The sequence below is a fragment of the Caproiciproducens faecalis genome, assembly GCF_019448085.1.
Taxonomy (GTDB): domain Bacteria; phylum Bacillota; class Clostridia; order Oscillospirales; family Acutalibacteraceae; genus Caproiciproducens; species Caproiciproducens faecalis.
Genome location: NZ_JAGFNZ010000001.1, coordinates 99,530 through 123,901 on the forward strand (window position 1 = coordinate 99,530; position 24,372 = coordinate 123,901).

Consider the following 24,372-nt stretch of genomic DNA (forward strand, 5'->3'; position numbering starts at 1 on the left):
CGTTTTACAGGAATCAATCAACAGCGCCGCAGTGCGGCGGCAGGGAGAAAAAATGACGGTGTTGATTACGGGCGGCAGCGGCAGCGGGAAGTCCGCGTACGCGGAAAAAACGGCGGTTTCGCTGGCCGGACAAAGCCCTTTGTATTATCTGGCGACCATGAAGATTTACGATGACGAGGGCAGAAAAAAGGTGCACAGACATCGTGATCTGCGGGCGGGAAAAGGCTTTACGACCATTGAGCAGCCGACCGATCTCCCAAAAGCCGTAACCGGGCTGAGCCGGGGAAAAGGAACGGTACTTTTGGAGTGCCTTTCCAATCTGGTCGCCAATGAAATGTTTCCCGGCGAAGAAATCTGTTCCGGCGTAGAGGTGGAACAGCGGGTGTGCAGGGGGATTTGCCTCCTTGCACAGAAGGCGGAGCATCTGGTGATCGTTACCAACAACGTCTTTGAAGACGGCATCCGGTATGAGGATACAACATGCGCCTATATGGAAGCGCTCGGCAGGGTCAACACATTTGCCGCGGGTATAGCAGACTCGGTGGTGGAAGTGGTGGTTGGAATTTCGGTTCCGGTGAAAGGAAAATTGCTTTAGATGGGAGTAGAAAGATGTCTGTTTTAAGATCAATGATTATTTCCTTTTCCATTTATTCCAAAATACCCGTTCCTCAGCTGGAGTGGGACGACCGGGATATGAAATACGTCCTTTGCTTTTTTCCTTGGGTCGGCGCGGTCATTGGCGTTCTCACCGTGCTGTGGGGCACGCTCTGCCGTTCTTTGGAGCTGGGAACGGTGCTGTACGCGGCGGTGGGGACGGCGATTCCGATTCTGATATCCGGGGGATTCCATGTGGACGGCTTTATGGATACGATGGACGCGTTCCATTCCTACCAGCCGCGCGAAAAAAAGCTGGAAATTTTGAAGGACTCCCACATCGGGGCGTTTTCTGTTATACAGATTGTAATTTATTACCTGATTTATTTCGGAGCGTATTCGGAAATTGACCAGCCAAGGGCGCTGGCGGTGGTCGGTACCGGGTTCTTCCTTTCCCGCACTTTGAGCGGAATCGGCGTGGTGACTTTTCCAAACGCGAAAAACGAAGGACTTTTGTTCCTTTTTTCCAGTAAGGCTCATGAAAAAACCGTGAAAATTTCTCTCTATATTCAGCTTGTACTCTGTGTGGCCGCAATGCTCTGGCTGTCTTTGTGGACGGGAATCGCTGTGACGGCGGGAGCGCTGCTCACCTTTTTCTACTACCGTCACCGCTGTTTTCGGGAGCTTGGGGGAATTACGGGGGACACCTGCGGTTATTTTGTAACGGTCTGTGAAGGGGTCACCGTAGTGGCCACGGCAATCTGCTGTATTGCCGGGCTGGTGTAACACAGGGACTTGATGGAAAGGGGCAGAATATGGAATTATATATCGGAGGATACGCACAGGGAAAATTAAATTATGTTCTGAACAAGACGGGGATTCCGATCAGCAAAGTGTACGACGCCGCCGAAACTGTGCCGGGCTGCTCCTTAACGGAGGCCGCGGTCATTAACCATTTTCATATTCTTGTAAAGAATTTTTTGCTGGAAGGGAAAAATCCCGAGGAATTTATTCGGAAAATTCTGATTGAAAATCCCGGGTTGATTATCATCAGCGACGAAGTCGGAAACGGGATTGTCCCTGCGGACGCACAGAAACGGGAATACCGGGAACGGCTGGGAAGGCTCCTTTGCAATTTGGCGGAAAAAGCGGAGAGGGTGGAGCGGATTCTATGTGGAATCGGGCAGAAAATCAAATAATGCTAATCCTGATCCGGCACGGGGAAACTCCTTCCAACGCGCTGGGCAGATATCTTGGCCGTACCGAAGAGGATTTGTCCGCCGCGGGAAGGGAAAAGCTGCTGCAAAACAGGCAGTCCGGAAAATATCCGCCCGCCGAAATCGTGTTTTCAAGCCCTATGAAACGCTGCATACAGACCGCCGGGCTTGTTTATGACTGTGCGAACCCTTTTGTAATTGAAGAATGGCAGGAAATAGACTTCGGGCGCTTTGAAGGGAAAAATTACCGGGAACTGAGCGGAAACGCGGAGTATCAAGCGTGGCTGGACAGCAACGGAGAGCTTCCCTTTCCCGGCGGGGAGAGCAGGGAAAACTTCATTGCCAGAAACCGGCGCGGGCTGGAAAAGGCGGCGAAGGAACTCGCAAAAAGGGCGGCCGCCCCCAACGCGGTTGCCGCTGTTGTTCACGGTGGGAGCATGATGGCGCTGTTAAGCACTTTCTGCGGAGGAAATTACTTTGATTATCAGTGTAAAAACGGAGAAGGTGTCCTTTGCCGGTTGACCCTGACGGACGTTCCCGCATTGGAGCTTTTGAGAAAATTATAGAGGATGGAACAATGGTTTATCATATTACAGCGTTTTTTGTGGGGTTCGTTCTGGATCTGATCTTCGGCGACCCGCACTGGCTGCCCCACCCGGTTCGGCTGATCGGTAAGCTGATTGCCGGACTGGACCGTGCTCTTTTGGGCGATGTTGACGGAAGAGAACGGGACAGCAAAAAAGAATTTCGACTGGGAATCTTACTGACCGCTTTGGTTTTGCTGTTTACCGTGACGGCAGCGGCGGTGATTCTGTATTTTGCTTACCGGTTTTCCACCATTTTGGGGACGGCTGTGGAAAGTATCATGACCTATCAGGCGCTTGCAACAAAATGCCTCAGGCAGGAAAGCATGAAGGTTTACGAAAAGCTGAGGGAAAACGATCTTCCGGGCGCCAGACGCGCGGTTTCCATGATTGTGGGGCGCGACACCGCGGTGCTGGACGAAACCGGAGTAGCCAAAGCTGCGATTGAAACGGTGGCGGAAAACACCTCCGACGGGGTGATCGCGCCGATGCTTTATCTTGCCCTTGGCGGGCCGGTACTGGGCTTTTTCTATAAGGCGGTCAACACCATGGATTCCATGGTCGGGTATCAAAACGACCGGTATTTGTACTTTGGCAGAGCCGCCGCCAAGCTGGACGACGCGGTGAATTTTCTGCCCGCAAGAATCAGCGCGGTGCTGATGACCGCCGCTTGTACCCTTGCCGGTAAGGATTGCGACTCAAAGAATGCGTGGAGAATTTACAGGCGGGACAGACGAAAGCACAAAAGCCCCAACTCCGCCCACACGGAAGCCACCTGTGCCGGGGCGCTGGGCATCCGACTTGCGGGGGACGCCTGCTATTTCGGCAAGCTGGTCAAAAAGCCCTTTCTGGGAGATGCGCTCAGGCCGGTGGAGTATGAGGATATTGTGCGGGTCAACCGCCTGCTGTATCTGACAGCGGGTCTGTGCGAAGGCGTCTGCCTGCTGCTTTTATGTCTCATTCAACTTTTCTTTTTACAATAGGAGGAATTTATGGTTCACGGCGGCGACATTTATCGGAATCAAGTCCGTATCGATTTTTCTGTCAATAGTAACCCCCTCGGAATTCCTGATTCCGTAAAGTCCGCGCTGCACGAAGCGGTCGGGCACTGTGAGCAGTATCCGGATATCCGCGCACAGGAACTGACGGACAGCGTTTCCAAAATGACGGGGGTTGAAAAAGAACACATCCTTTTTGGGAACGGCGCTTCGGAATTGTTTCTTGCCGTTATTCATGCCGTGCAGCCAAAACGGATTGTCATCCCGGTTCCTTCTTTTTTCGGGTATGAAAAAGCGGCATCCGCGTCGAACGCGCAAATATACTATTACGAAATGCAGGAATGCGCGGGTTTCGCTCTGAATGAGGGAATTCTGAAGGAACTGACCGAAGAAACGGATCTGCTGTTTCTGGCCAACCCCAACAATCCGGTCGGAAATCTGGTCGACAGCGCATTGCTGGAAAAAGTCGCGCGGGTCTGCCTTGAAAAAAAGATTACGGTGGTGCTGGACGAATGCTTTCTGGAATTTACCGGGGAGGAAGAGCGTCTTTCCTATAAAAACAGAATCACAGACTACCCAAATATTCTGGTGGTTCGCGCGTTTACTAAAATCTTTGCCATTCCCGGGGTCAGGCTGGGCTATCTCTTCTGCGGCGACCGGGAGCTGAAGGAGAAAATAGAAAATCAGCTGCCGGAGTGGAATCTTTCTGTTTTCGCTCAGGCTGCCGGGACTGCGGCGTGTTTGGAAAAAGAATATGTGGAAAAAACCGCCGGGTATGTAAAAACGGAGCGGGAATGTCTTACCGCTGAGCTAAAGCGGCTGGGGATCCGGGTGCATCCGTCGGCGGCGGATTATCTGCTGCTCAATACGGATCTGGATTTTTATCATTTCCTGTTAAGAAAAGAAATTCTTGTCCGTGACTGCGGCAGCTACAGAGGGCTGCAAAAAGGATACTACCGCGTTGCGGTAAAAAACCACGGGGAGAACGAAGCACTGATCCGCGCGGTGGAGGAACTGATGAGGGAAAAACATTGAACAACATAGAATTTATATTGCCGGAAGAAATTGAGAAGCGCAGCTTTGAAATCATTTCAAAAGAGCTGGGGGAGCGCGGCATTTCCTTAAAACCGGAGCAGGAAATGGTGATAAAACGCGTCATCCACACCAGCGCTGACTTTGAGTACGCACAGACGCTTACATTTTCAGAGGGAGCGGTGGAAAAAGCAAAAGAACTGCTTCGAAACGGCGCGGATATTGTAACGGATACCAATATGGGGCTTGCCGGGATCAACAAAACCGTGCTGGCCCGTTACGGCGGCGCGGCCCATTGCTTTATGGCTGACAAAGAGGTTGCCGAACTGGCAAGACAGCACCGCACGACCCGGGCGGCGGTCAGTATGGAAATGGCGGCCAAAATCGAAAAGCCGGTGATCTTTGCCGTAGGAAATGCGCCCACAGCGCTGATTCAGCTTTATGAAATGATCACCGCCAAATCTTTCCGACCGGCGTTCATCATCGGGGTACCCGTGGGATTTGTCAACGTGGAAGCGGCTAAAGAATTGATTTTAACGACAGAGGTACCTTATATTGTGAACCGCGGCAGGAAAGGCGGCAGCAACGTGGCGGCGGCGGTCTGCAACGCGATTCTCTATGAGCTTGGGAGATAGTTATGCGGTACGGATTTACGACCGGGAGCTGCGCGGCGGCAGCGGCCAAAGCAGCGGCCTACATGCTTTTAACCGGGAAAGAGAAAAAGACCATCACGATTGATACCCCGAAAGGGATTCCCTACAAGGTGGAAGTAGAGGAGATCATCCGTCAGGAATCCACGGTTTCCTGCGCGGTCAGAAAAGACGGCGGCGACGACCCGGATATGACCACCGGAGCGCTGATTTTTGCCTGTGTTTCTTTCAGTGATGAAACCCCGGAGGAAAACCGGATTACGATTGATGGGGGACAGGGAGTCGGCAGAGTGACCAAACGCGGACTTGACCAGCCGGTCGGCAGCGCCGCCATCAACCATGTGCCAAGGGAAATGATTGAAAAGGAAGTAACCGAAGTCTGCCGCCTGACCGATTACCGGGGGAGCCTGCGGGTGGAAATTTCCGTCCCGGACGGAGAGCGGCTGGCGGAAAAGACGTTTAACCCCCGACTGGGCATCACCGGCGGAATTTCGATTCTCGGCACCACGGGGATTGTAGAGCCGATGAGCAGTCAGGCGCTGCTCGACACTATCCGGGTGGAGCTGAATGTAAAGAAGGAAGAAGGGTACCGCGTAGCGGCGGTAACCCCGGGAAACTACGGTCAGGCGTTTATGAAGAATGTTTACGGATATGACCTTGACCGAAGCGTGAAGTGCAGTAATTTTATAGGGGATGCCATTGATATGGCGGCAGAGGCGGGATTTACCGCAATGCTTCTGACCGGGCATATCGGAAAGCTGGTGAAGCTTTCCGGCGGGATCATGAACACCCACTCCAAAGAAGGGGACTGCCGGATGGAGCTGATGGCGGCCGCTGGAATCCGGGCGGGAATTTCCGCAGCGACCGCAGGAAAAATCCTTGACTGTGTCACCACGGAGGAAGCGCTCAGAATACTGGAGGCCAATGGGAAACAGGAAAAAACGATGGATATCCTTCTGGAAAAAATCTGTTTTTACCTCAATAAACGAGCCGCCGGAAGACTTCGGATCGAATGCATTTTATACTCCAACGAATTCGGGGAACTGGCAAAAAGTGACGGAGCAGAGGAACTGCTGCAAATCATAAAGGAAACGGGTGAAAAGGAATGATCTATTTTGTAGGAGCCGGAACCGGGGCGGTCGATTTAATCACCGTAAGGGGAAAACGGCTGCTGGAAACAGCGGATGTCGTGATCTATGCGGGTTCGCTGGTCAATCCGGAGCTTTTAAAATATACAGGCGATCACTGCGTGGCTTATAACAGCGCGGAAATGACGCTGGAAGAGGTTGTAGAAGTCATGCGCCGGTCGGAAGAAGCCGGAAAGACCACAGTTCGCCTCCACACGGGCGACCCCAGTGTTTACGGGGCTGTGCGGGAACAGATGGACGTTCTGGATTCGCTGGGGATTTCCTATGAAAGCTGTCCGGGAGTCAGCGCATGTTTCGGCGCGGCCGCGTCGCTCAATCTGGAATACACCCTGCCGGGCATCTCCCAAAGCCTGATTATTACCCGTATGGAGGGAAAGACCCCAGTACCCGAGCGGGAGAGTATTGAAAGCCTTGCTTCTCATGGGACGTCCATGGCAATATATCTCAGCGCCGGGATGCTGAAAGAATTAAGCAGGCGGCTGCAAAAAGGCGGTTACCTGCCCGAAACGCCCGCGGCCATTGTCTATAAAGCCACCTGGCCGGACGAAAAAGCCTTTGTCTGTACCGTAGAAACTCTGGAAGAAACGGCAAAAGCCCACCGGATTACGAAAACAGCGCTGATTTTGGTTGGGGACGCCGTTGCGCATCAGAATTACCAGCGTTCCAGATTATACGCGCCGGATTTTGAGACGGAATTTCGAGGGAAACGGGAATGAAAATCAGTATCATCAGCTTTACCGCGAAAGGTGCCGCGCTGGCGCAATCCGTAGGGGAAAAGCTTCAACAGGAAATGGAAACTGCCGTTTATACCAAGCACAGGGGTCTGCCTGACAGCCTGAAAGCCGTGTATGTGGAACAAAATCTTTCCCGGTGGGCGGGGGGACAGTTTCAGGCGCACAGCGCCCTGCTCTTTATCGGAGCCTGTGGCATTGCCGTGCGTGGGATCGCGCCCAGTGTCAAGGATAAGCTGGAGGACTCCCCCGTATTGGTCATGGATGAAGCGTGCCGGTTTGTGATTCCGCTGCTGTCCGGGCATTTCGGGGGCGCAAATGAGCTGGCTGAAAGGATTGCGCAAATGACCGGGGCGGTTCCGGTCATCACAACCGCCACCGACGTGAACGGCTTGTTCGCGGCGGACGCCTTTGCCCGCAAAAACAAGCTGTCTGTCTGTAACCGGAGCGGAATAGAAATCGTTTCTTCTTCGCTTCTTGCAGGAAAAACCGTCACCATGGCTGTCGCTGGGACTTGCTCGGGAAGCTGGCCGGAGGAACTGACGCAAGTTCCTTATCCGGTGGACGGCAAAGCATCAGTCATAGTTTCTCCTTTTACGGGTGATGCCGAAAAAGCGGATTTGCAGCTTTGTCCCAAAGCTTATGTGATTGGAATCGGCTGCAAACGAGGCAAACCTTTTTCAGAAATAGAAGAAGCAGCGGAAAAACAGCTTAGAAATGCCGGAATTAGGTGGGAAGCTCTGGCGGCCGTTACGTCGGTTGACCGGAAAAAGGACGAGCCGGGTTTGCTGGAATTTGCAAAGAAGCACCGCCTTCCTTTCCTGACTTATTCCGCGGACAGCTTAAACCAAATCAGCGGCGATTTTTCCTCCTCCGCTTTTGTAGAGGAGCAGTTGGGCGTGGACAACGTCTGCGAGCGCGCGGCGGTGGCGGCCAGCGGGGAAAGCGGAAAGCTGATTATCCGAAAATATGCTGAAAATGGAATCACAGTCGCCATAGCGGAGAAAAAATGGAGTGTAAGTTTTAATGAAATATAAAATTTATATTGTGGGAATGGGGCCGGGCAAGGAAGAAATGATGACCTTTCAGGCGGTACATGCGCTGGAAGCAAGCGACGTCATCGTCGGGTACCCGGTGTACCTGAACCTGCTGGAAAATCGTTTTCAGGGAAAAGAACGGCTGTCCACACCGATGACGCAGGAGGAAAAGCGCTGCCGTATGTGCTTTGAGGAAGCGCTGAAAGGAAAGACAGTGGCGCTGATTTGCAGCGGGGACGCCGGTGTCTACGGGCTGGCTTCGCTGATGTATGAAATCGGGAAGGACTACCCGGACTGTGAGCTTACCGTCATTCCCGGAATCACCGCCGCCAACAGCGGCGCCGCCTGCCTTGGAGCTCCGCTGAATCATGACTACTGCGTGATTAGCCTGAGCGATTTATTAACCCCGTGGGAACAGATTGAAAACAGGCTGCGCGCGGCGGCGCAGGGTGATTTCTGCATTGCACTCTATAATCCTTCCAGTAAAAAGAGAGCGGATTACCTGCAAAAAGCGTGTGACATCCTGCTGGAGCGGCTGGAAGAAAGCCGGGCCTGCGGGTATGTGGAAAATATCGGTCGGGAGGGAACCCGAGCGGTTACCTGCACTTTAAAGGAACTGCGCGACAGGCAGGTCAATATGTTTACAACGGTGTTTATCGGTAATTCCCAGACTCAGCTGGAGGATGGAAAACTGGTAACCAAAAGAGGGTATCGCCTATGAAACAGATACTGATTTTTTCGGGAACGACGGAGGGCCGTCGGCTCGCGGAGCTGCTGTGCGCAAACGGGTTAGAGTGTACGGTCTGTGTGGCCACGCAATACGGGGAACTGGTGATGGAAAAAAGGGCGGGGCTGACCGTTCATCAGGGCAGAATGACGCCGGAGGAGATGAGGAGCTTTCTCAGCTCGGGGGATTTTCTGGCGGTGGTGGACGCCACCCATCCCTTTGCGACCGCCGTTTCCGAAAATATCAGAAGCAGTATGGCGGAAAGCCCGATTCCCCTTCTGCGCTTACAGCGGGATACGGAATATCTTCCGTCAGGCGAAAAAAACATTTTCCGGTTCCCCACGCATGAAAATTGTGCAGAGGCCTTAAAAGAGATACCGGGCAATATCCTGCTGACCACCGGCAGCAAGGATTTAGCTGCATATAGCGAAAAAAAAGAGCTTCTTCCCCGTCTATACGCAAGAGTTTTGCCCTCCCTAGAGAGCCTTTCCCTCTGCTATGAAAACGGGATTGAGGGAAAGCACATTCTTGCCATGCAGGGGCCTTTTTCGGTAGAAATGAATGAAGCCATGCTCCGGCAGTACGATATCCGTTGTATGGTGACAAAGGAAAGCGGGGGAAACGGCGGTTTTCCGGAAAAAATACAGGCCGCCCGCAGCACCGGAACAAAGGTGCTGGTAATCGGCAATCCAGAAAACGAGCAGGGAGATTCCTTTGAGGCAGTATGCGCAAAGCTGGAAGACCTGACTGGGAAAAAATTGCGGCAGGATAACCGGATGCAGATTGCCCTGATCGGTGTGGGAATGGGGAACCCCGCCATGCTGACAAAGGAAGCGGAACGAAAAATACAGGGGGCGGAGCTCCTCTTTGGCGCGCGAAGGCTTCTGGCGAAAATTCCGGGCCCGGCGGAAAAAGTACCCTGTTACCTCGCGGAGGAGATTTTACCGTATCTGAAAGAAAAAGCGGTGAAAAAGGCAGCTGTCCTTTTTTCCGGTGATACCGGTTTTTACAGCGGAGCGCAAAAACTCTACGCCACCCTGCAAAAAGAAATCGGGAAAGGTGCCATCAGCGCACAGGTGGAGCTTCTGCCCGGAATTTCCAGCGTATCCTGCCTTGCCGCAAAGCTGGGAATCAGCTGGCACGACGCAGAAATTGTAAGCATTCACGGAAGAAGCGCCAATGTGGCCGATGCGGTGCGGACGAACCCCAAAACGTTTTTGCTTGTGTCCGGCCTTGTGGATATGAAAGCGCTTGGCGCTCTGTTTCATGGGATGGAAAATATCCGAATCACAGCGGGCTATCAGCTCTCCTATCCGGAGGAAGAAATTCTGCGCCTAAATCCGGCGGACTGCGCGGCGCTTGAAAAGGACGGGCTTTATGTTTGCCTGATTGAAAACCCGCAGGCAGGGAAACAGCGGCTGACTCACGGATTCCCGGACAGTGATTTCCTTAGAGATCGGGTACCGATGACAAAGGAGGAAGTGCGCGAGGTTTCCGTCTGTAAGCTCCGCCTTACCCGGGACGCTGTGCTTTATGACATCGGAAGCGGCACGGGTTCCGTCGCGGTCGAATGCGCGGCACTATCCGACCGGGTACAGGTATATGCCATTGAAAAGAAGAAGGAAGCAGTATTGCTCACGGAGCAAAATCGGGCGAAATTTGGCCTGACCAATTTGACGGTGGTTGAGGGCGAAGCACCATCGGCGTTTGAGGGGCTTCCCGCCCCGACTCACGCGTTTTTGGGCGGCACCGGTGGCAACATGAAGGAAATCCTTGCGGCGCTTTATCGGAAAAATCCGCAGCTCCGCGTGGTGGTAAACGCCGTTACGCTGGAAACCCTCGGCGAGATCACCGGATTGCTGAAAACCCTGCCTGTGGAACAGGAAGAAATTGTTCAGATTCAAGTCGGCAGGGCGGAGACGGCGGGCAGGTATCATCTGATGCGCGCGGAAAATCCGGTTTTTATCATTTCATTTACTTTTGAGGGAAACGGGGAAAAAGACGAATGAAAGCACCCAGAATCATGATTGCGGCGGTCAGCAGCGGCAGCGGAAAAACGCTGATTACCTGTTCGCTGTTACAGGCTCTGCAGGACAGCGGGAAAAAGACGGCCGCGTTTAAATGCGGTCCGGATTTTATCGACCCCATGTTTCACCGGAAAGTACTCGGCGTTCCCTCCCGAAATCTGGATTGCTTTTTTACCGATGAGAACACGACAAAATTCCTGTTTCTTGAGGATGCCTCGGGCAAAGACATTTCCGTAATCGAGGGTGTCATGGGACTTTACGATGGTCTGGGCGGCATCCGGGAAGAAGCTTCCTCTTACCATCTGGCAAAGGTCACGAAGACGCCGGTGATTCTGACGGTCGATGCCCACGGGATGGGCCGGTCGGTCATCCCCCTGATTGCCGGGTTCTTACAGTATGACACCGCCCACCTGATTCAGGGCGTCATCTTGAACCGTACCGGAAAAATGTTTTACGATCTGATAAAACCGGAAATTGAAACGCAAACCGGGATTCCGGTACTGGGGTACTTCCCTGTTCAAACGGAAATAAAACTTGAAAGCCGCCACCTCGGCCTGCAAATGCCGGAAGAAATACAGGGGCTTCGCGGTCAGCTGAAAAAAACGGCGGAAGCCTTTCAGGCAGCCGTTGATCTGGAAAAGCTTCTGGCGATTGCGTCGCGGGCGGAGGAGCTCGAAGCCGTCGCGGTGCCTGTCCCGGTGGAAGTTCCCGGGGTACGGATTGGAATTGCCATGGATGAAGCCTTCTGCTTCTATTATGAAGATAATCTGCGCCTGCTCAAAAAAGCCGGGGCGGAGCTGATTCCTTTTTCGCCGCTGCGGGATAAAAAACTCCCTGAGCAACTGCACGGGCTGATTCTGGGCGGAGGGTACCCCGAGCTGTACGCGGAGCAGCTGGAACAAAACGTGGGAATGCGGCAAAGCGTGAAAGAAGCCGTCAAACATATGCCCTCCATTGCGGAGTGCGGCGGTTTTTTGTACCTGCACGAGGCAATGGAAAATCAGGAGGGGAAGAGCTTTTCCATGGCGGGAGCAGTGAAAGGAAATTGCCGCTATACGGGAAAGCTGGTTCGTTTCGGGTATATCGGTATCCATACGGAAGCGGAAACGTTCCTGCCAAAGGGCACGGAAATTCGGGGACATGAATTTCACTACTTTGACAGCACGGACAACGGGGACTCCTGTCTGGCAAGAAAACCTGTGTCGGGCAGGGAGTGGAGCTGTGTTCACGCCGGAAAAAACCACTGGTGGGGTTTCCCCCATCTGTATTATTATTCAAACCCGGACTATGTGACTCGCTTCTTAGGGAGGGCTAGAAAATATGCACAGAAATCATGAACAGATCACAACGGACTGCTATTCCTATCTTTCCGCCCTGGGAGAATGGAATACGGTTTATAAAGTCGTTTTTTCCGTGGGGGCGCTGGTGACGGTCATTGCCGCTGATTCCGTCGGCATTTCTGCTGTGACTCTGTTTTTTATGATGTTTCTCAGTGTGGGCGTAGGAAAAATCCCCGGAAGGGATTATTTTCGATTGATGAAAGTTCCCGCAGCCTTTATTCTGCTGGGTGGCGCGGCGATTGTGGTTCAGTTTGGCAGCGGGGACGGCAGCCTGTTCCGCACTGGTTTTTTTTGGACGAATCTGTTTATTACCGAAAGCAGCCTGAGTTTGGGGCTTCATGTGACCCTGAAGGCATTTTCGGCGGTAAGCGCGCTGTTTCTGATGACGCTGTCCACCCCGATGGGGGAAATCATTTCCGTTTTCAGAAAAATCCGTGTGCCGGTTCTGATTTTGGAGTTAATGCATCTGATTTACCGCTACATTTTCATCCTGTCTGAAACCAATCAGCGCCAAAAGGACGCCGCCGGGTCAAGGCTGGGGTACTGCGACCTGACAACGTCCCTGCGAACCTTCAGCGGAGAGCTGGCAAATCTTCTGATTATGTCCATGAAGAAGGCCGAAACATATTACGACGCAATGGAGGCGAGAGGCTACGAAGGAAACGCTCTGTTCTGGGAAGAAAAAAGGCCGCTCACAGCCAAACAGCTGCTGTACGGCGGACTGTATCTTGCAATTCTTGCAGGTGCTTTCTGTCTTGTGTGGAGGAGGGGTTGAATGAAAGAAAAAATTCTGGAGGTAGACCATCTTTCGTTTGCCTATGACAACAATCACAATGCGCTGAAGGATATTTGCCTTGCCATTTATAAACAGGAAAAAATTGCCGTTCTTGGGGCAAACGGGGCGGGAAAAACTACTTTTTTCCTGAACCTGAACGGGGTCAGGGAACCTTCGGGCGGGGAAATCCGTTACCGCGGCGAAACGGTCGGCAGGAAAAACATCAATCAGCTGCGCCGGAACGTGGGGATCGTCTTTCAGGACGCGGACAGCCAGATCATCGCCTCCACCGTAAAGGCGGAGGTTGCCTTCGGGCCGCTGAATATGAAGCTGCCCAGAACAGAGGTGGAGGAAAGAACACTCAGTGCCATCAGGGAAATGAAACTGGAAGACTGCGTCATGCGGCCGCCCCACTATCTGAGCGGCGGCGAAAAGAAAAGGGTCAGCATTGCCGATATTCTGGCAATGAATTGTGAAGTCATGGTGTTTGACGAGCCCACCGCTTCCTTGGACCCGGTCAACGCGGAAATTTTGGAGGAAGTACTGGACAAGATGGAGCAGCAGGGAAAAACCGTTTTGCTTTCCACGCACGACGTGGACTTTGCCTACCGTTTTGCCCAGCGGGTTCTGGTGTTCTGCGGCGGAGAACTAATCGGCGACGGGTCGGTGGAGGATATTTTCCGCAACGAAGCGCTTCTGCGGAAAGCAAACCTGAAAAAACCTGTTCTGATGCAGCTTTACGACCTGCTGTACGCAAAGGGGAAAATCAGCGAAGTAAAGGAGTGCCCCAAAAGAATCTCCGATTTTGCTTCGCTCTTATAAATAAGGAAAAGAGAGGGTTGAATATGACAACAAAGCAGAAAAAGCTGATTGGATCAGTGGCGGCTCTGTCAGTGGTTTTGGGGGTTACTCCGAACGCCTATGCCATGCACATTATGGAGGGCTACCTTGCGCCGCAGTACTGCATTGCGTGGGGAGTGCTGTGCATTCCTTTTCTGGTAACGGGTTACCTTTCGATCAATAAGAAGCTGAAGGAAAACAGAAAGAACATTACGCTGCTGGCTATGGCGGGCGCGTTTATTTTCGTAATTTCCTCCCTGAAGATTCCGTCTGTAACGGGCAGCTGCTCCCATATGACGGGAACCGGGCTCGGCGCAATTTTGTTCGGGCCCTCCGCCGTCAGTATCCTTGGCATTATTGTCCTGCTGTTTCAGGCGATTCTGCTTGCTCACGGCGGACTCACCACGCTGGGAGCCAACACTTTTTCCATGGCGATTGCCGGGCCGCTCCTAAGCTACGGAATTTTCCGACTCTGCAAAAAGCTGAACATAAATCAGTATTTTGGCATTTTTCTTGCTGCTTTTCTGGGGGATTTGTTCACTTACTGCGTTACCAGCGTTCAGCTGGCGATCGCTTATCCTTCCGCACAGGGAGGAATTATGGCTTCAGCCGTCAAATTCCTCGGCGTATTTGCTCCGACGCAGCTGCCGCTTGCGGTTTTGGAGGGAATCCTGACGGTTCTCATTATGATCGCGCTCAAAACTTACGCGGACCCGGAATTGAAAATGCTGAAACTGGATTTGGGGGAGATAAAATGAGCAGGACGAAAAAAACAGTGGTTGGGTTAATCATTGCGGCGGTATTGATGATGTTTGTTCCGTTGTTTGCTCTAAAAGGCGCTGAATTCGGCGGCTCCGACGACGCGGGCAGCGGCATGGTGGAGCAGATTGCCGGAAACTATCAGCCCTGGTTCACGCCGGTGCTGGAAACCGCGATTCACGGCGAGCTGCCCGGCGAGGTGGAAAGCCTTCTGTTCTGCTTGCAGACGGGCATCGGGGTCGGAGTGATTGCCTTTGTAATGGGACGGCTGGTAGAACGCAAAAAATGGACAAACGGAAAGGGAAACCAATGAAGCAGGGAATTCTGATTGTCAGCTTTGGAACCACTTACCGGGAAACCAGAGAGAAAAATATTGAAAAAATTGCTCAGTCGGTTCGGGAGGCATTCCCGGGCCGGGCGGTTTATCAGGCGTATTCCAGTAATATCGTCAGAAGCGTCCTGAAAAAAAGGGACGGCATCGTTATCAGCAATGTGGAAGAGGCTTTGCGGCAGATGGCCCGCGACGGAGTCACCAACGCCGCCGTTTTGCCAACCCATGTGATTGACGGTGTTGAAAACAGCAAAATGCAGTGTACAATAAAAGAATGCAGCGAGTTGTTTTCTGAAATCAGAACAGCCCGTGCGCTTTTAGGCAATGAAGAAGATTATCCCCTTGTCGCCGGAGCGCTGTGGCAGGAAATCGGGAAAACGGCTGGAAACGACCCGGTAGTACTGATGGGTCACGGTTCCGCTCACGAAGCGGACAAAAGCTACGAGGAGCTGGAAAAGCAGTTAAGAGCCCGTTCCGGGAAAGAAATCTACATAGCTACGGTGGAGGGTACCGTTACAATTGAGAACGTGATCGGACGGATGAACGCATCCGTGGAAAAAAGAAAACGCGTGCTGGTGCTGCCGTTTATGCTGGTGGCAGGCGACCATGCGGTCAACGATATGGCGGGAGAAAAGGATTCCTTTGCGTCGAAACTGAGAGCAGAGGGTTATAAACCGGAATGCGTCCTGAAAGGAATCGGGGAATACGAGAGCATCCGTAATATCTACATCCATCATTTAAGAGAGGCTATCGGGTAAAAAATATGCAGGCAACAGGAAAAATAATAGCGTTCGCATTAGGTTTGTGTCTTCTTTGCGGATGCGGGAAAATAGAAACCAACTCAGTTAAATCCGCGCCTTCGCCGTCTTCGGCGGCAAGCGCCGTTACCTTCACCGACGACCTTGGATATCAGGTAACACTAGAGCACCCTCAAAAAACGGCGGTATTGTCCGCCAGCTACGCGGACGCCTGGCAGCTGGCCGGGGGAACCGTTTCGGCTTATACGGATGACGCAAAGGGTACGATAGAAATAAAAGACGGCATGCTCAACCTGGGAAAACTCAACACCCCGAACATGGAGAGCATGATTGCAAATAAAATTGATTTTGTGATTTTGTCCGGCACAATTTCAGAGCATGTCAAGCTGAGGGAGACTTTGGAAAGCGCCGGGATTAAAACCGCGTATTTCAAGGTGGAGACCTTTGAGGATTATGGAAGAATGATGAAGATTCTGACCGACATTACCGGAAGAGAAGATTTGTATCAAAAGAATGTGGCGGAGCTGCAGGCGGAGATTCGGAAACAAACCGCAAGGGCGGACGGCAGTAATCCGACGGTGCTGTTTCTGCGGGCGTATTCCACCGGGGTAAAGGCCAAGGGCAGCGACAGTATGACGGGCAAGATGCTGAAGGATCTGGGCTGCGTGAATATTGCCGACCAAAAGAGCAGTCTGCTGGACGACCTGAGTATGGAGGCGATTGTAGCCGCGGACCCGGATTTTATCTTTGTGACGACGATGGGGGAATCCCAGAAAGCCGCGCTCGGCATGGTCAATCAGCTTCTGATTTCCAATCCCGCGTGGAGCGGGCTGACGGCGGTTAAGGAAAACCGCTATTATGTGCTGCCGAAGGAACTGTTTCATTTAAAGCCAAATAATCGCTGGGGAGAAAGCTATCAGATATTAGCGGACGATTTGTATGGAAAAAAGTAGACAATCGATCAGGGCAAAAAAAAGAATAGGGTTGATGCTGCTCCTGCTCCTGTTAATGATCGTGGTAGGAATTCTGGGCGGTTCGTCGCGAATTACCCTCACGGATTTTCGGGAGCTGTTTTCCGGACAGGAACTGACGGCTGCCGGACGGATCATCCTGTATGTCCGCCTGCCCCGGGTTGCGGGTGCTGTCATTGCCGGAATGGCTCTGGCGGTGGCTGGGGCGGTAATCCAGACCGTTCTGAACAATCCGCTCGCCGGGCCGAACATTATCGGGGTAAACTCCGGGGCCGGATTTGCGGCCGTTCTGTGCGGCGTTCTGTTGCCGAAATCGTACCTTGCTTTACCGGCTGCGGCGTTTGCCGGGGCTTTTCTGACTGTTTTATTTGTTTTTTACCTTGGCAAAAAGACAGGCTCCTCCAAAATAACGCTGATCCTTGCGGGCGTAGCCATCAACAGCTTTCTGGGCGGGGCAACGGATGCGGTCAATACGTTTAGTCAGGAATCGCTGATTGCGGCCAACGCGTTTAAGATCGGCGGGCTGAACGGAGTCAACGCCAATATCCTGAAATTTGCGTCCATCCTTGTCATCGTCGCCGTTGTGGCGGTGCTTCTTTTCCATAACGAGCTGGAAATATTGTCGCTGGGGGAAGAGACGGCAAAAACGCTGGGACTGCCGGTTTCTTTTTACCGTTTCCTGTTTCTGATGCTGGCGGCTGTCCTGTCCGGTGCGGCGGTCAGTTTTGCTGGCCTTTTGGGGTTCGTGGGACTCATCGTTCCCCATATCGCGCGGTTTCTGGTGGGAGAGGAATCGAAGGATTTTATTCTTTCCTCCGCGGTTCTGGGCGCTCTGTTTTTACTGATCTGCGATACCATAGCCAGAACGTGCTTTGCACCGTTTGAACTGCCGGTAGGCATTATTTTATCTTTTGTGGGCGCGCCGTTTTTTATCTGGCTGCTGTTCCACCGCAAAAGGAGGAACCGCAATGCTTAGGCTCGAGAACGTTTCCGCGGGCTATGGAAAAGTACCGGTCATCAGCAATATTAACGCGGAGTTTGAAAAAGGTCGGATTACCACCATCATCGGGCCCAACGGGAGCGGAAAAAGCACTCTGCTGAAGGCCATTGTCAGTCTCTGTGAGGTACAGCAGGGCACGGTGTATCTGAAAGGGGAAAACAGAGAGAAAATCGGGGACAGAAAATTTGCGCAGCAGGTCTCCTATTTGCCGCAAAGTCACACCGCCGGCGCCATAACCGTCGGCAGAATGGTGCTGCACGGCCGGTTCCCCTATCTTTCCTATCCCAGACATTACGGGAAAGAGGATTACGAGTGCTGCCGCAGAGCAATGGAGAGAATCGGAATCCTTTCGCTGCGTGACAAAAAGGTGGATGAGCTTTCCGGCGGGCAAAGACAAAAGGTATATCTTGCAATGGCGCTTTCGGGGGAAACGGATGTGTTTTTGTTCGACGAACCGACCACCTATCTTGACATCCGCTATCAGCTGGAGCTGCTGCACCTGATGGAGCAGCTGAAAGAGCAGGGGAAAACGGTGGTAACGGTTTTGCACGATCTGGACACGGCAATGCGCGTTTCGGATTCCATCCTTGTGATGCAGAACGGGAAAATCGTGGAGAAGGGAACTGCGCAGGAAATCCAGAGCAGCGGGATTATCGAAAAGGTGTTTCAGATCACGGCGCAGAGTTTCGTCGATCACGAAGGGAAAAAGCACTTTTATTTTGAACAGAAAACTTCCCTGCCCCCTTCTTTCAATATCATTCAGAAAGGCTCAGAAAACGATGGGTAAAATATTATACGGAATCGGAGTGGGTCCGGGCGACCCCGAGCTTCTCACCGTCAAGGCGCTGCGGCGGATCGGGGAAAGCAATGTGATTATCCTGCCGGGGAAAACAAGGGAAGAATGTTACGCCTATCAGATCGTGAAACAGGCATATCCCGAAATAGAGAAAAAAGAAATCCTTTGCCTTCCTTTTCCAATGATTAAGGATCACGCGCTGTTAAAAAAGGCGCATGATGAAATATTTTATAAAATAAACGGGCTTTTGCAGGCGGACAAAACGGTGGCGTTTCTCACCATCGGCGACCCCTGCGTGTATTCCACTTACAGCTATGTTCACCGCCGGGTGTTGGAAAGCGGGGGAAGGGCCGTCATTATCAGCGGAGTGCCGTCTTTCTGCGCGGCTGCGGCAGCGCTTGGAATTTCCTTGGGGGACAACCGGGAGGAAATTCACATTATTCCCGCTTCCTATGACATAAGCCATACCCTCGAGCTAAAGGGAACGAAAGTCTATATGAAGTCCGGAAAAAAGCTGGATGAGCTGAAAGCTTTGCTGATGGAGTCCAAAGAAGCCGACAGGCTGGAAATTTACTCCGTATCAAACTGCGGGCTGGAAAACGAAACGGTCAGCACCGGACTGGAGAATCTGGATACGCAAAGCGGCTATCTGACGATTGTTATCGTAAAGGAAAAGATGAAAAAGGAATGTCCGGAAAATTATGATCTCCTTGTAAAAATGATGAAATAGTCCTTCAAATTGGGAATACGAGCCGGGCTTCCGTAAAGAACTCCCGATATGACTATATCGGGAGTTCTTCTATCGCTTTATTTGTTTTGTAGAACCCGTGGCTTTTAAAGCTATAGGCAATCGTCAAAGCGGCTATTCTGTGGTATACTGACACAGAAATCAGGAATCGTGACAGACATTTTTAAGGAGGAACAATATGAATACTCAAATCAAAGAGAAGAACGGTGTGAAAATTGCGGCGGTAAACAGTGGGGAACCGTTTATCTCCGATGCACAGTCCGCTTTGGACTGGATGATGTCTGTACAGTATGAAACGGGATGCCGCCGCATGACAGTCAATAAAGAGGCGATTGATGAAAAATTCTTTATTTTAAGTACGGGTCTGGCGGGTGACATCCTCCAGAAATTCATCAATTATCATGTGAAGTTTGCGGTCTACGGTGATTTTTCAAAATACACCAGTAAGCCCCTAAAGGATTTCATTTACGAAAGCAACAGGGGAAAGGATATTTTCTTTGTAACAACCGAAGAAAAAGCATTGGAGAAATTAAGCAAAGTATGACTTATAAATGCTCCTTACAGGCCAGCTCGGACACTTTCAGCTGAAAGACGGCAACGGCTCTGACGGCGGTATCCGGGAAGGCCCAGTCGCTTTTGTCGGAATAATGCGCCATAATCAGCTGCAGGGCGGCTTTCTTTTCCTCAGCGTCGGTTAAAAGGCTGACCGTTCCTTGACCGATCACACTCTGATAGCGAAAGGAATAGTCGCACGCCGTTTCACCGCCGGTCACTTCGTGCTTTGTGTCCAGCTCAAAGCCGGCGCGGCCGGTTTGGTTTATCAAATCGATTTTTCTGCCTTCTTTCGCTCCGTGAAAATAGAAGCTTCTTTTGCCGTCTGCGCTTGCGTATCCAAAATTGAGGGGAACAATGTAAACTCCGTTTTCATCGGCGAACCCCAGCCGGCAGCAGTCGCAGGCCAAAATGATTTCGTCTATTTTCCGCGGGTCGGTAATTTCTCTGTCCTGTCTTCTCATAATCAGTACCTCCGTTTAATTTAAAAATTTTAATGCGTATTTAGATATTTAAAAAATTCACCACATCCTGTTGTAAAAAGCCGTTCAATGGGCAAAATACTTTCGGAAGCCGCTGAAATTCGGACTTCCGATTAAAAAAGTTGAATTAAACAGGAGATGTTGAAAATGTTTACCGAGGATAAAGAATTGAATGATGCAAAGAAAGCAAATCAAAAAGCGAAACAGGGCAATATGTCAAGCTATTCCAATTCTACTGACCCGAGCCTGCAGGAAACCAGACAGCTGAATCAACAGTCCGCAACTTCCGGTTCGAGTTCCAGCTCCAGCAGTTACGGAACCAGCAGCGAGGAAGAGGCAAAACAGTTGAATCAGAAATCAAGGCAGAACAAAAGCAAATAATCCCTAGCCGTTTTTTCACAAGTCACGCAGGTCGATTTCAGAATCCTCTGCGTGACTTTATTTTATGCAATCATGTGGTGTTTGTCCAGCGGAAATACGCAACAGGCTTGCGGACAGAGCCGCTTAATCTTCTGACGATTAGATAAATATGATAATTAATATTTTATAAAATTGGCTGTGTTTATCCATTATTACCATAGACATGGGCTCAACGGTAGTGTATACTAACAAATAAAATTTATCCGTTTGTATTGAGCTTCAGGGCACACTTTGAATCCGCTTCAAGGTGTGCTTCTTTTAGGGAATCCGGGTAAATTGGAAGCGTGGAGGTATTTATGAGACATTTGATTGACCCTCTGGATCTATCGGTTGTTGAAATTGACCGGCTTTTGGATTTGGCCGACAAGATCGCCGAAAACCCCAAAGATTATTCTCAGGTCTGTTCCGGAAAAAAATTAGCCACTTTATTTTATGAGCCTAGTACACGCACCCGTTTAAGCTTTGAAGCTGCAATGCTTAATATGGGAGGCAGTGTATTAGGCTTTTCTTCTGCAGACAGCAGCTCCGCCGCGAAGGGCGAGAGCGTAGCCGACACCATCCGTGCGGTCTCCTGTTATGCCGATATCTGTGCCATTCGCCACCCAAAGGAAGGCGCTCCGCTCAGAGCTTCCAATTATTCCAAAATACCGGTCATCAATGCGGGGGACGGCGGACATCAGCATCCGACGCAGACGCTGACGGATTTAATGACTATTCGGGCGAAAAAACACAGATTGAATCATTTAACAATTGGACTGTGCGGCGATTTAAAATTTGGCCGTACGGTTCATTCTTTAATTAAGGCTCTTTCCAGATATGAAAACATCCGCTTCGTTCTCATTTCGCCAGAAGAACTCAGGGTGCCGGACTATATCATCGACAATGTTCTGAAGGCGCAGAACATCCCCTACGAGGAAGTGGAGAACATAGAGGACGTGATTTCACAGCTCGATATTCTCTATATGACCCGGGTGCAGAAGGAGCGCTTCTTCAATGAAGAGGACTACATCCGGCTGAAGGACAGCTATATCCTGACAACGGCAAAAATGAAGAACGCGAAGCCGGACATGGCCGTCCTGCACCCGCTGCCCCGTGTAAACGAGATTGCGCTGGAAGTGGACGACGACCCCCGGACCGCGTATTTCGATCAGGTTCAAAACGGGGTCTATGTGAGGATGGCACTGATGATGACGCTTCTGGAGGTGGAACATGCTTAATATTGACAGCCTTGAAAAAGGAATTGTACTCGATCACATCCGCGCGGGCAGCAGTATGAAAATATACGATTTGCTGCACCTTGCCAATCTGGACTGCTGCGTTGCGGTCATTAAAAACGCAAAGAGCAGTAAGTTCGGTAAAAAAGATATTATTAAAATTGAGGGCGCGGTCGATATTGATCTGGATATTTTGGGCTTCATCGACCATGACATTACCGTCAATATCATTGACAATGGGAAAATCATAGAAAAAAAGCAGCTGGTGCTTCCCAAAGTCATCAAAAATGTGATAAGATGCAAAAATCCAAGATGCATTACCAGTGTGGAAGAGGAAATTGACCATGTATTCCATCTTACCGACGATCATACCCAAAAGTACCGCTGTATTTACTGCGAACAGGAATATCAGGATAAGTAACCGGACGGAAAAAAACCTCTGCTGCAGCGTTACTGGCTGCGGCAGAGGTTTTGTTATTTTCCGCAAACGACCCGTACCAGCTGGGACCGGTTTGAGACGTTCAGTTTTTCAAAAATATGAGCGACGTGTTTTTTTGTCGTATTGTCGGAAATAAACAGCTTTTCACTGATCTCGCTGTTGTGCATGCCAATGTTCAGCAGCTGCAGAATTTCGTACTCCCGCTGTGTCAGCCGGTATTTCGTCATCATATCGCTCTGAGGAGAGGTAGAAGCCTTATAGCTGATTCCGTTTGGAAAGATCTGCCGAAAGCGTCTGCAGAGGTGATCGTTCAGAATATTGCACACCTCCAGGTCATGGTCGGTAAAATCACCGGTTTTTTTGTTTCTCATCAGCGTTACGGAGCCGAACAGCGTGCCGCTTTCTACAATACTGGAACCGCCGCAGTAAAAAACATCCATGGGCTTGAGCCATTCATTGCAGAACAGCGATTTTTCCCGCAGTTCGTCCGGCAGCAGGTCCGTGTCCCGATACACGATGGGGGCGTCCTGGGAAAGCGCCCACACGGCGTAATCCAGGGACTCAAAGTGGTGGTAGTAGCTGTCCAGATTTGCGTCCGACATATCCACCGCAATCGGATCAAAGAATATATGATTGTCTCCTTTGCTGTCGCCAAGGTCAAAAAACGCTTTCTGATAAGGAACAAGCTTTCTGATTCTTTCCAGGAAATCCCCCCGCAGCGCGACAAGGTTGTTACAGCTGTAGATATTGGCGATCATGTGGTTGATTTGACACCACTCATCATGTGATAATTCGGCCATAATTTCCAACTCATTCCCTTCATATAGTTTTTAAGCATAATAACCCTTTATATAATATTCTAAAATAAAAGTCATGTCAAGACCCATAAAGACTGCTTGGATTTTTGTGAAAGCTGCATATTATCGTTATAATTCATGATAATGATGTACAATTTGAATTCCTGATCTTTTGGGGATTCCAACAAAATATCACCCGAACGGGTGATATTCAGTGTAAACAGGTGATTTTTAGGGTGTTATACCGCAGAGTAATTGTTTGTTTGGCGGGTAAACCCTTATAATAAAGTCGCAGCCGAAAGAGAGGGTTCTCTTTTGGCACAGTAAAACATGATTTGGAGGAATGAGACCATGGCGAGAATGAAGAATTTTGTCGACACCACGGACTTTACAAAAGAAGAATTGATGGATATCATCCATTTGGGGCTGAAGCTTAAAAAATGTGTGAAAGCCGGATATTATCCGCCGCTTTTAAAGAACAAAACACTGGGTATGATTTTTGAACAGTCATCCACCAGAACCAGAGTTTCGTTTGAGACCGCAATGGAGCAGCTCGGCGGCCACGCACAGTACCTGGCTCCCGGGCAGATTCAGCTGGGCGGGCATGAGACAATCGAAGACACCGCACGCGTGCTTTCCAGACTGGTTGATATTTTAATGGCCAGAGTCGTAAGGCACAAGACGATTGTTGACCTTGCCAAGAACGCCACCATTCCGGTGATTAACGGCATGTCCGACTACAATCATCCCACACAGGAAATGGGCGACGCCATCACGATGCTGGAGCATCTGCCACAGGGTAAAAAGCTGGAGGACTGCAAGGTGGTCTTCGTGGGCGACGCCACTCAGGTCTGCGCATCCCTCTGCTTCCTTTGCACCAAGCTGGGTATGAAATTCGTGCAGTTCGGGCCGAAAGGCTTTCAGCTCAGAGAAAACCATATTGCCATTGCAAAAGAAAACTGCAGGGTTTCCGGCGGCAGTTTCCTGATTACAGAAGATGCGAAGGAAGCTTTAAAGGACGCGGACTTTGTTTACACGGATGTTTGGTACGGTCTGTATGAAGCGGAGCTTTCCGAAGAAGAAAGATTAAAGATCTTTATGCCGAAATATCAGGTGAACAAAGAACTGCTTGCGCTGGCGAGCCCGCATGTTAAGTTTATGCACTGCCTGCCCGCGACAAGGGGCGAGGAAGTAACCGACGAGGTCATTGACTCCGACTGCTCCGTTGTATTTGACGAGGCGGAAAACAGACTGACCGCCATGCGCGCACTGCTTGTTTACTTCCTGAATCCTCAGCCGGTTAACGAATATAAGGCGGCGGCCGCGAAAAACGAGCTGGAAGAGTTTTTGGCGAACAGAATTTTTTAAAAAACGGCGGAGGAGCCGTAAAGATAAAGGTACCTGT

At 51.0% G+C, this 24,372-nt stretch carries 29 protein-coding genes; 27 read left to right on the forward strand and 2 right to left on the reverse strand.

Annotation, left to right across the window (positions count from 1 at the left end; translation table 11 throughout):
• Positions 1-52: 52 nt before the first annotated feature.
• The 23 genes from J5W02_RS00480 to J5W02_RS00590 all read left to right on the forward strand — a co-directional run bounded on the left by J5W02_RS00480 (position 53) and on the right by J5W02_RS00590 (position 19,607).
• The gene (locus tag J5W02_RS00480) at positions 53-595 is read left to right on the forward strand and encodes a bifunctional adenosylcobinamide kinase/adenosylcobinamide-phosphate guanylyltransferase (protein ID WP_219938491.1); all 543 of its coding nucleotides are present in this window, start codon (positions 53-55) and stop codon (positions 593-595) included.
• Positions 596-609: 14 nt separating this feature from the next.
• A complete protein-coding gene (locus J5W02_RS00485; protein ID WP_219938492.1) occupies positions 610-1,380 on the forward strand; it encodes an adenosylcobinamide-GDP ribazoletransferase in 771 nt (256 codons plus the stop codon).
• Positions 1,381-1,409: 29 nt separating this feature from the next.
• Entirely contained in the window at positions 1,410-1,793 is a 384-nt protein-coding gene (locus tag J5W02_RS00490) for a bifunctional adenosylcobinamide kinase/adenosylcobinamide-phosphate guanylyltransferase (protein WP_219938493.1), read from the forward strand.
• Positions 1,766-2,377 carry a histidine phosphatase family protein gene (locus tag J5W02_RS00495; protein WP_219938494.1) on the forward strand — a complete coding sequence of 204 codons (612 nt, stop codon included), beginning with the start codon at positions 1,766-1,768 and terminating at the stop codon, positions 2,375-2,377. The genes J5W02_RS00490 and J5W02_RS00495 overlap by 28 nt, the downstream gene beginning before the upstream one ends.
• 11 nt (positions 2,378-2,388) lie before the next feature.
• The gene (gene cbiB / locus J5W02_RS00500; protein WP_219964405.1) at positions 2,389-3,378 is read left to right on the forward strand and encodes an adenosylcobinamide-phosphate synthase CbiB; all 990 of its coding nucleotides are present in this window, start codon (positions 2,389-2,391) and stop codon (positions 3,376-3,378) included.
• A gap of 9 nt (positions 3,379-3,387) precedes the next feature.
• Positions 3,388-4,428: a pyridoxal phosphate-dependent aminotransferase gene (locus J5W02_RS00505; protein ID WP_219938495.1), complete on the forward strand. Its 1,041-nt coding sequence runs from the start codon at positions 3,388-3,390 to the stop codon at positions 4,426-4,428.
• Positions 4,425-5,060 carry a precorrin-8X methylmutase gene (locus J5W02_RS00510; protein WP_219938496.1) on the forward strand — a complete coding sequence of 212 codons (636 nt, stop codon included), beginning with the start codon at positions 4,425-4,427 and terminating at the stop codon, positions 5,058-5,060. The genes J5W02_RS00505 and J5W02_RS00510 overlap by 4 nt, the downstream gene beginning before the upstream one ends.
• 2 nt (positions 5,061-5,062) lie before the next feature.
• Positions 5,063-6,184: a cobalt-precorrin-5B (C(1))-methyltransferase CbiD gene (gene cbiD / locus J5W02_RS00515; protein WP_219938497.1), complete on the forward strand. Its 1,122-nt coding sequence runs from the start codon at positions 5,063-5,065 to the stop codon at positions 6,182-6,184.
• Entirely contained in the window at positions 6,181-6,939 is a 759-nt protein-coding gene (gene cobM / locus J5W02_RS00520; RefSeq protein ID WP_219938498.1) for a precorrin-4 C(11)-methyltransferase, read from the forward strand. Before cbiD ends, cobM begins: the two co-directional genes overlap by 4 nt.
• On the forward strand, positions 6,936-7,991 hold the full coding sequence (locus tag J5W02_RS00525; RefSeq protein WP_219938499.1) for a cobalt-precorrin 5A hydrolase: 1,056 nt from the start codon (positions 6,936-6,938) through the stop codon (positions 7,989-7,991). The genes cobM and J5W02_RS00525 overlap by 4 nt, the downstream gene beginning before the upstream one ends.
• A complete protein-coding gene (gene cobJ, locus J5W02_RS00530; protein ID WP_219938500.1) occupies positions 7,981-8,712 on the forward strand; it encodes a precorrin-3B C(17)-methyltransferase in 732 nt (243 codons plus the stop codon). The genes J5W02_RS00525 and cobJ overlap by 11 nt, the downstream gene beginning before the upstream one ends.
• Positions 8,709-10,727 carry a precorrin-6A reductase gene (cobK, locus tag J5W02_RS00535; protein ID WP_219938501.1) on the forward strand — a complete coding sequence of 673 codons (2,019 nt, stop codon included), beginning with the start codon at positions 8,709-8,711 and terminating at the stop codon, positions 10,725-10,727. Before cobJ ends, cobK begins: the two co-directional genes overlap by 4 nt.
• Positions 10,724-12,082, forward strand: coding sequence for a cobyrinate a,c-diamide synthase (locus tag J5W02_RS00540; protein WP_219938502.1), 1,359 nt, complete (start codon positions 10,724-10,726; stop codon positions 12,080-12,082). The genes cobK and J5W02_RS00540 overlap by 4 nt, the downstream gene beginning before the upstream one ends.
• A complete protein-coding gene (gene cbiQ, locus J5W02_RS00545) occupies positions 12,066-12,860 on the forward strand; it encodes a cobalt ECF transporter T component CbiQ (protein ID WP_219938503.1) in 795 nt (264 codons plus the stop codon). The genes J5W02_RS00540 and cbiQ overlap by 17 nt, the downstream gene beginning before the upstream one ends.
• Complete coding sequence (locus J5W02_RS00550) at positions 12,861-13,682, forward strand: energy-coupling factor ABC transporter ATP-binding protein (RefSeq protein WP_219938504.1); 822 nt, start codon at positions 12,861-12,863, stop codon at positions 13,680-13,682.
• A gap of 23 nt (positions 13,683-13,705) precedes the next feature.
• Positions 13,706-14,458, forward strand: coding sequence for an energy-coupling factor ABC transporter permease (locus J5W02_RS00555; protein ID WP_219938505.1), 753 nt, complete (start codon positions 13,706-13,708; stop codon positions 14,456-14,458).
• A complete protein-coding gene (locus J5W02_RS00560; protein WP_219938506.1) occupies positions 14,455-14,772 on the forward strand; it encodes an energy-coupling factor ABC transporter substrate-binding protein in 318 nt (105 codons plus the stop codon). Before J5W02_RS00555 ends, J5W02_RS00560 begins: the two co-directional genes overlap by 4 nt.
• Complete coding sequence (locus J5W02_RS00565) at positions 14,745-15,548, forward strand: sirohydrochlorin cobaltochelatase (protein WP_219938507.1); 804 nt, start codon at positions 14,745-14,747, stop codon at positions 15,546-15,548. The genes J5W02_RS00560 and J5W02_RS00565 overlap by 28 nt, the downstream gene beginning before the upstream one ends.
• Positions 15,549-15,592: 44 nt before the next feature.
• On the forward strand, positions 15,593-16,501 hold the full coding sequence (locus tag J5W02_RS00570; RefSeq protein WP_255575497.1) for an ABC transporter substrate-binding protein: 909 nt from the start codon (positions 15,593-15,595) through the stop codon (positions 16,499-16,501).
• On the forward strand, positions 16,488-17,495 hold the full coding sequence (locus J5W02_RS00575; protein WP_219938509.1) for a FecCD family ABC transporter permease: 1,008 nt from the start codon (positions 16,488-16,490) through the stop codon (positions 17,493-17,495). Before J5W02_RS00570 ends, J5W02_RS00575 begins: the two co-directional genes overlap by 14 nt.
• Positions 17,488-18,306, forward strand: a complete 819-nt coding sequence (locus J5W02_RS00580) for an ABC transporter ATP-binding protein (RefSeq protein WP_219938510.1) — start codon at positions 17,488-17,490, stop codon at positions 18,304-18,306. The genes J5W02_RS00575 and J5W02_RS00580 overlap by 8 nt, the downstream gene beginning before the upstream one ends.
• Entirely contained in the window at positions 18,299-19,045 is a 747-nt protein-coding gene (gene cobI, locus J5W02_RS00585; RefSeq protein WP_219938511.1) for a precorrin-2 C(20)-methyltransferase, read from the forward strand. The genes J5W02_RS00580 and cobI overlap by 8 nt, the downstream gene beginning before the upstream one ends.
• 196 nt (positions 19,046-19,241) lie before the next feature.
• Complete coding sequence (locus J5W02_RS00590; RefSeq protein ID WP_219938512.1) at positions 19,242-19,607, forward strand: DUF4180 domain-containing protein; 366 nt, start codon at positions 19,242-19,244, stop codon at positions 19,605-19,607.
• 1 nt (position 19,608) lies between these two features.
• Here J5W02_RS00590 and J5W02_RS00595 read toward each other — a convergent pair whose 3' ends face one another.
• Positions 19,609-20,079 (reverse strand): pyridoxamine 5'-phosphate oxidase family protein, encoded by a 471-nt coding sequence (locus tag J5W02_RS00595; RefSeq protein WP_219938513.1) that lies wholly within the window; start codon positions 20,077-20,079, stop codon positions 19,609-19,611.
• 165 nt (positions 20,080-20,244) lie between these two features.
• Here J5W02_RS00595 and J5W02_RS00600 point away from each other — a divergent pair, with 165 nt between their 5' ends.
• The 3 genes from J5W02_RS00600 to J5W02_RS00610 all read left to right on the forward strand — a co-directional run bounded on the left by J5W02_RS00600 (position 20,245) and on the right by J5W02_RS00610 (position 22,152).
• On the forward strand, positions 20,245-20,478 hold the full coding sequence (locus J5W02_RS00600) for a hypothetical protein (RefSeq protein WP_219938514.1): 234 nt from the start codon (positions 20,245-20,247) through the stop codon (positions 20,476-20,478).
• 335 nt (positions 20,479-20,813) lie between these two features.
• Complete coding sequence (pyrB, locus tag J5W02_RS00605; RefSeq protein ID WP_219938515.1) at positions 20,814-21,734, forward strand: aspartate carbamoyltransferase; 921 nt, start codon at positions 20,814-20,816, stop codon at positions 21,732-21,734.
• The gene (locus J5W02_RS00610; RefSeq protein WP_219938516.1) at positions 21,727-22,152 is read left to right on the forward strand and encodes an aspartate carbamoyltransferase regulatory subunit; all 426 of its coding nucleotides are present in this window, start codon (positions 21,727-21,729) and stop codon (positions 22,150-22,152) included. The genes pyrB and J5W02_RS00610 overlap by 8 nt, the downstream gene beginning before the upstream one ends.
• Positions 22,153-22,205: 53 nt before the next feature.
• Here the strand turns inward: J5W02_RS00610 and J5W02_RS00615 are convergent, their stop codons facing one another.
• Positions 22,206-22,970: a helix-turn-helix transcriptional regulator gene (locus tag J5W02_RS00615; protein ID WP_219938517.1), complete on the reverse strand. Its 765-nt coding sequence runs from the start codon at positions 22,968-22,970 to the stop codon at positions 22,206-22,208.
• 348 nt (positions 22,971-23,318) lie between these two features.
• On the opposite strand from J5W02_RS00615, the gene ptcA reads away from it, so the two are divergent.
• The gene (ptcA, locus tag J5W02_RS00620) at positions 23,319-24,335 is read left to right on the forward strand and encodes a putrescine carbamoyltransferase (RefSeq protein WP_219938518.1); all 1,017 of its coding nucleotides are present in this window, start codon (positions 23,319-23,321) and stop codon (positions 24,333-24,335) included.
• Positions 24,336-24,372: the final 37 nt, after the last annotated feature.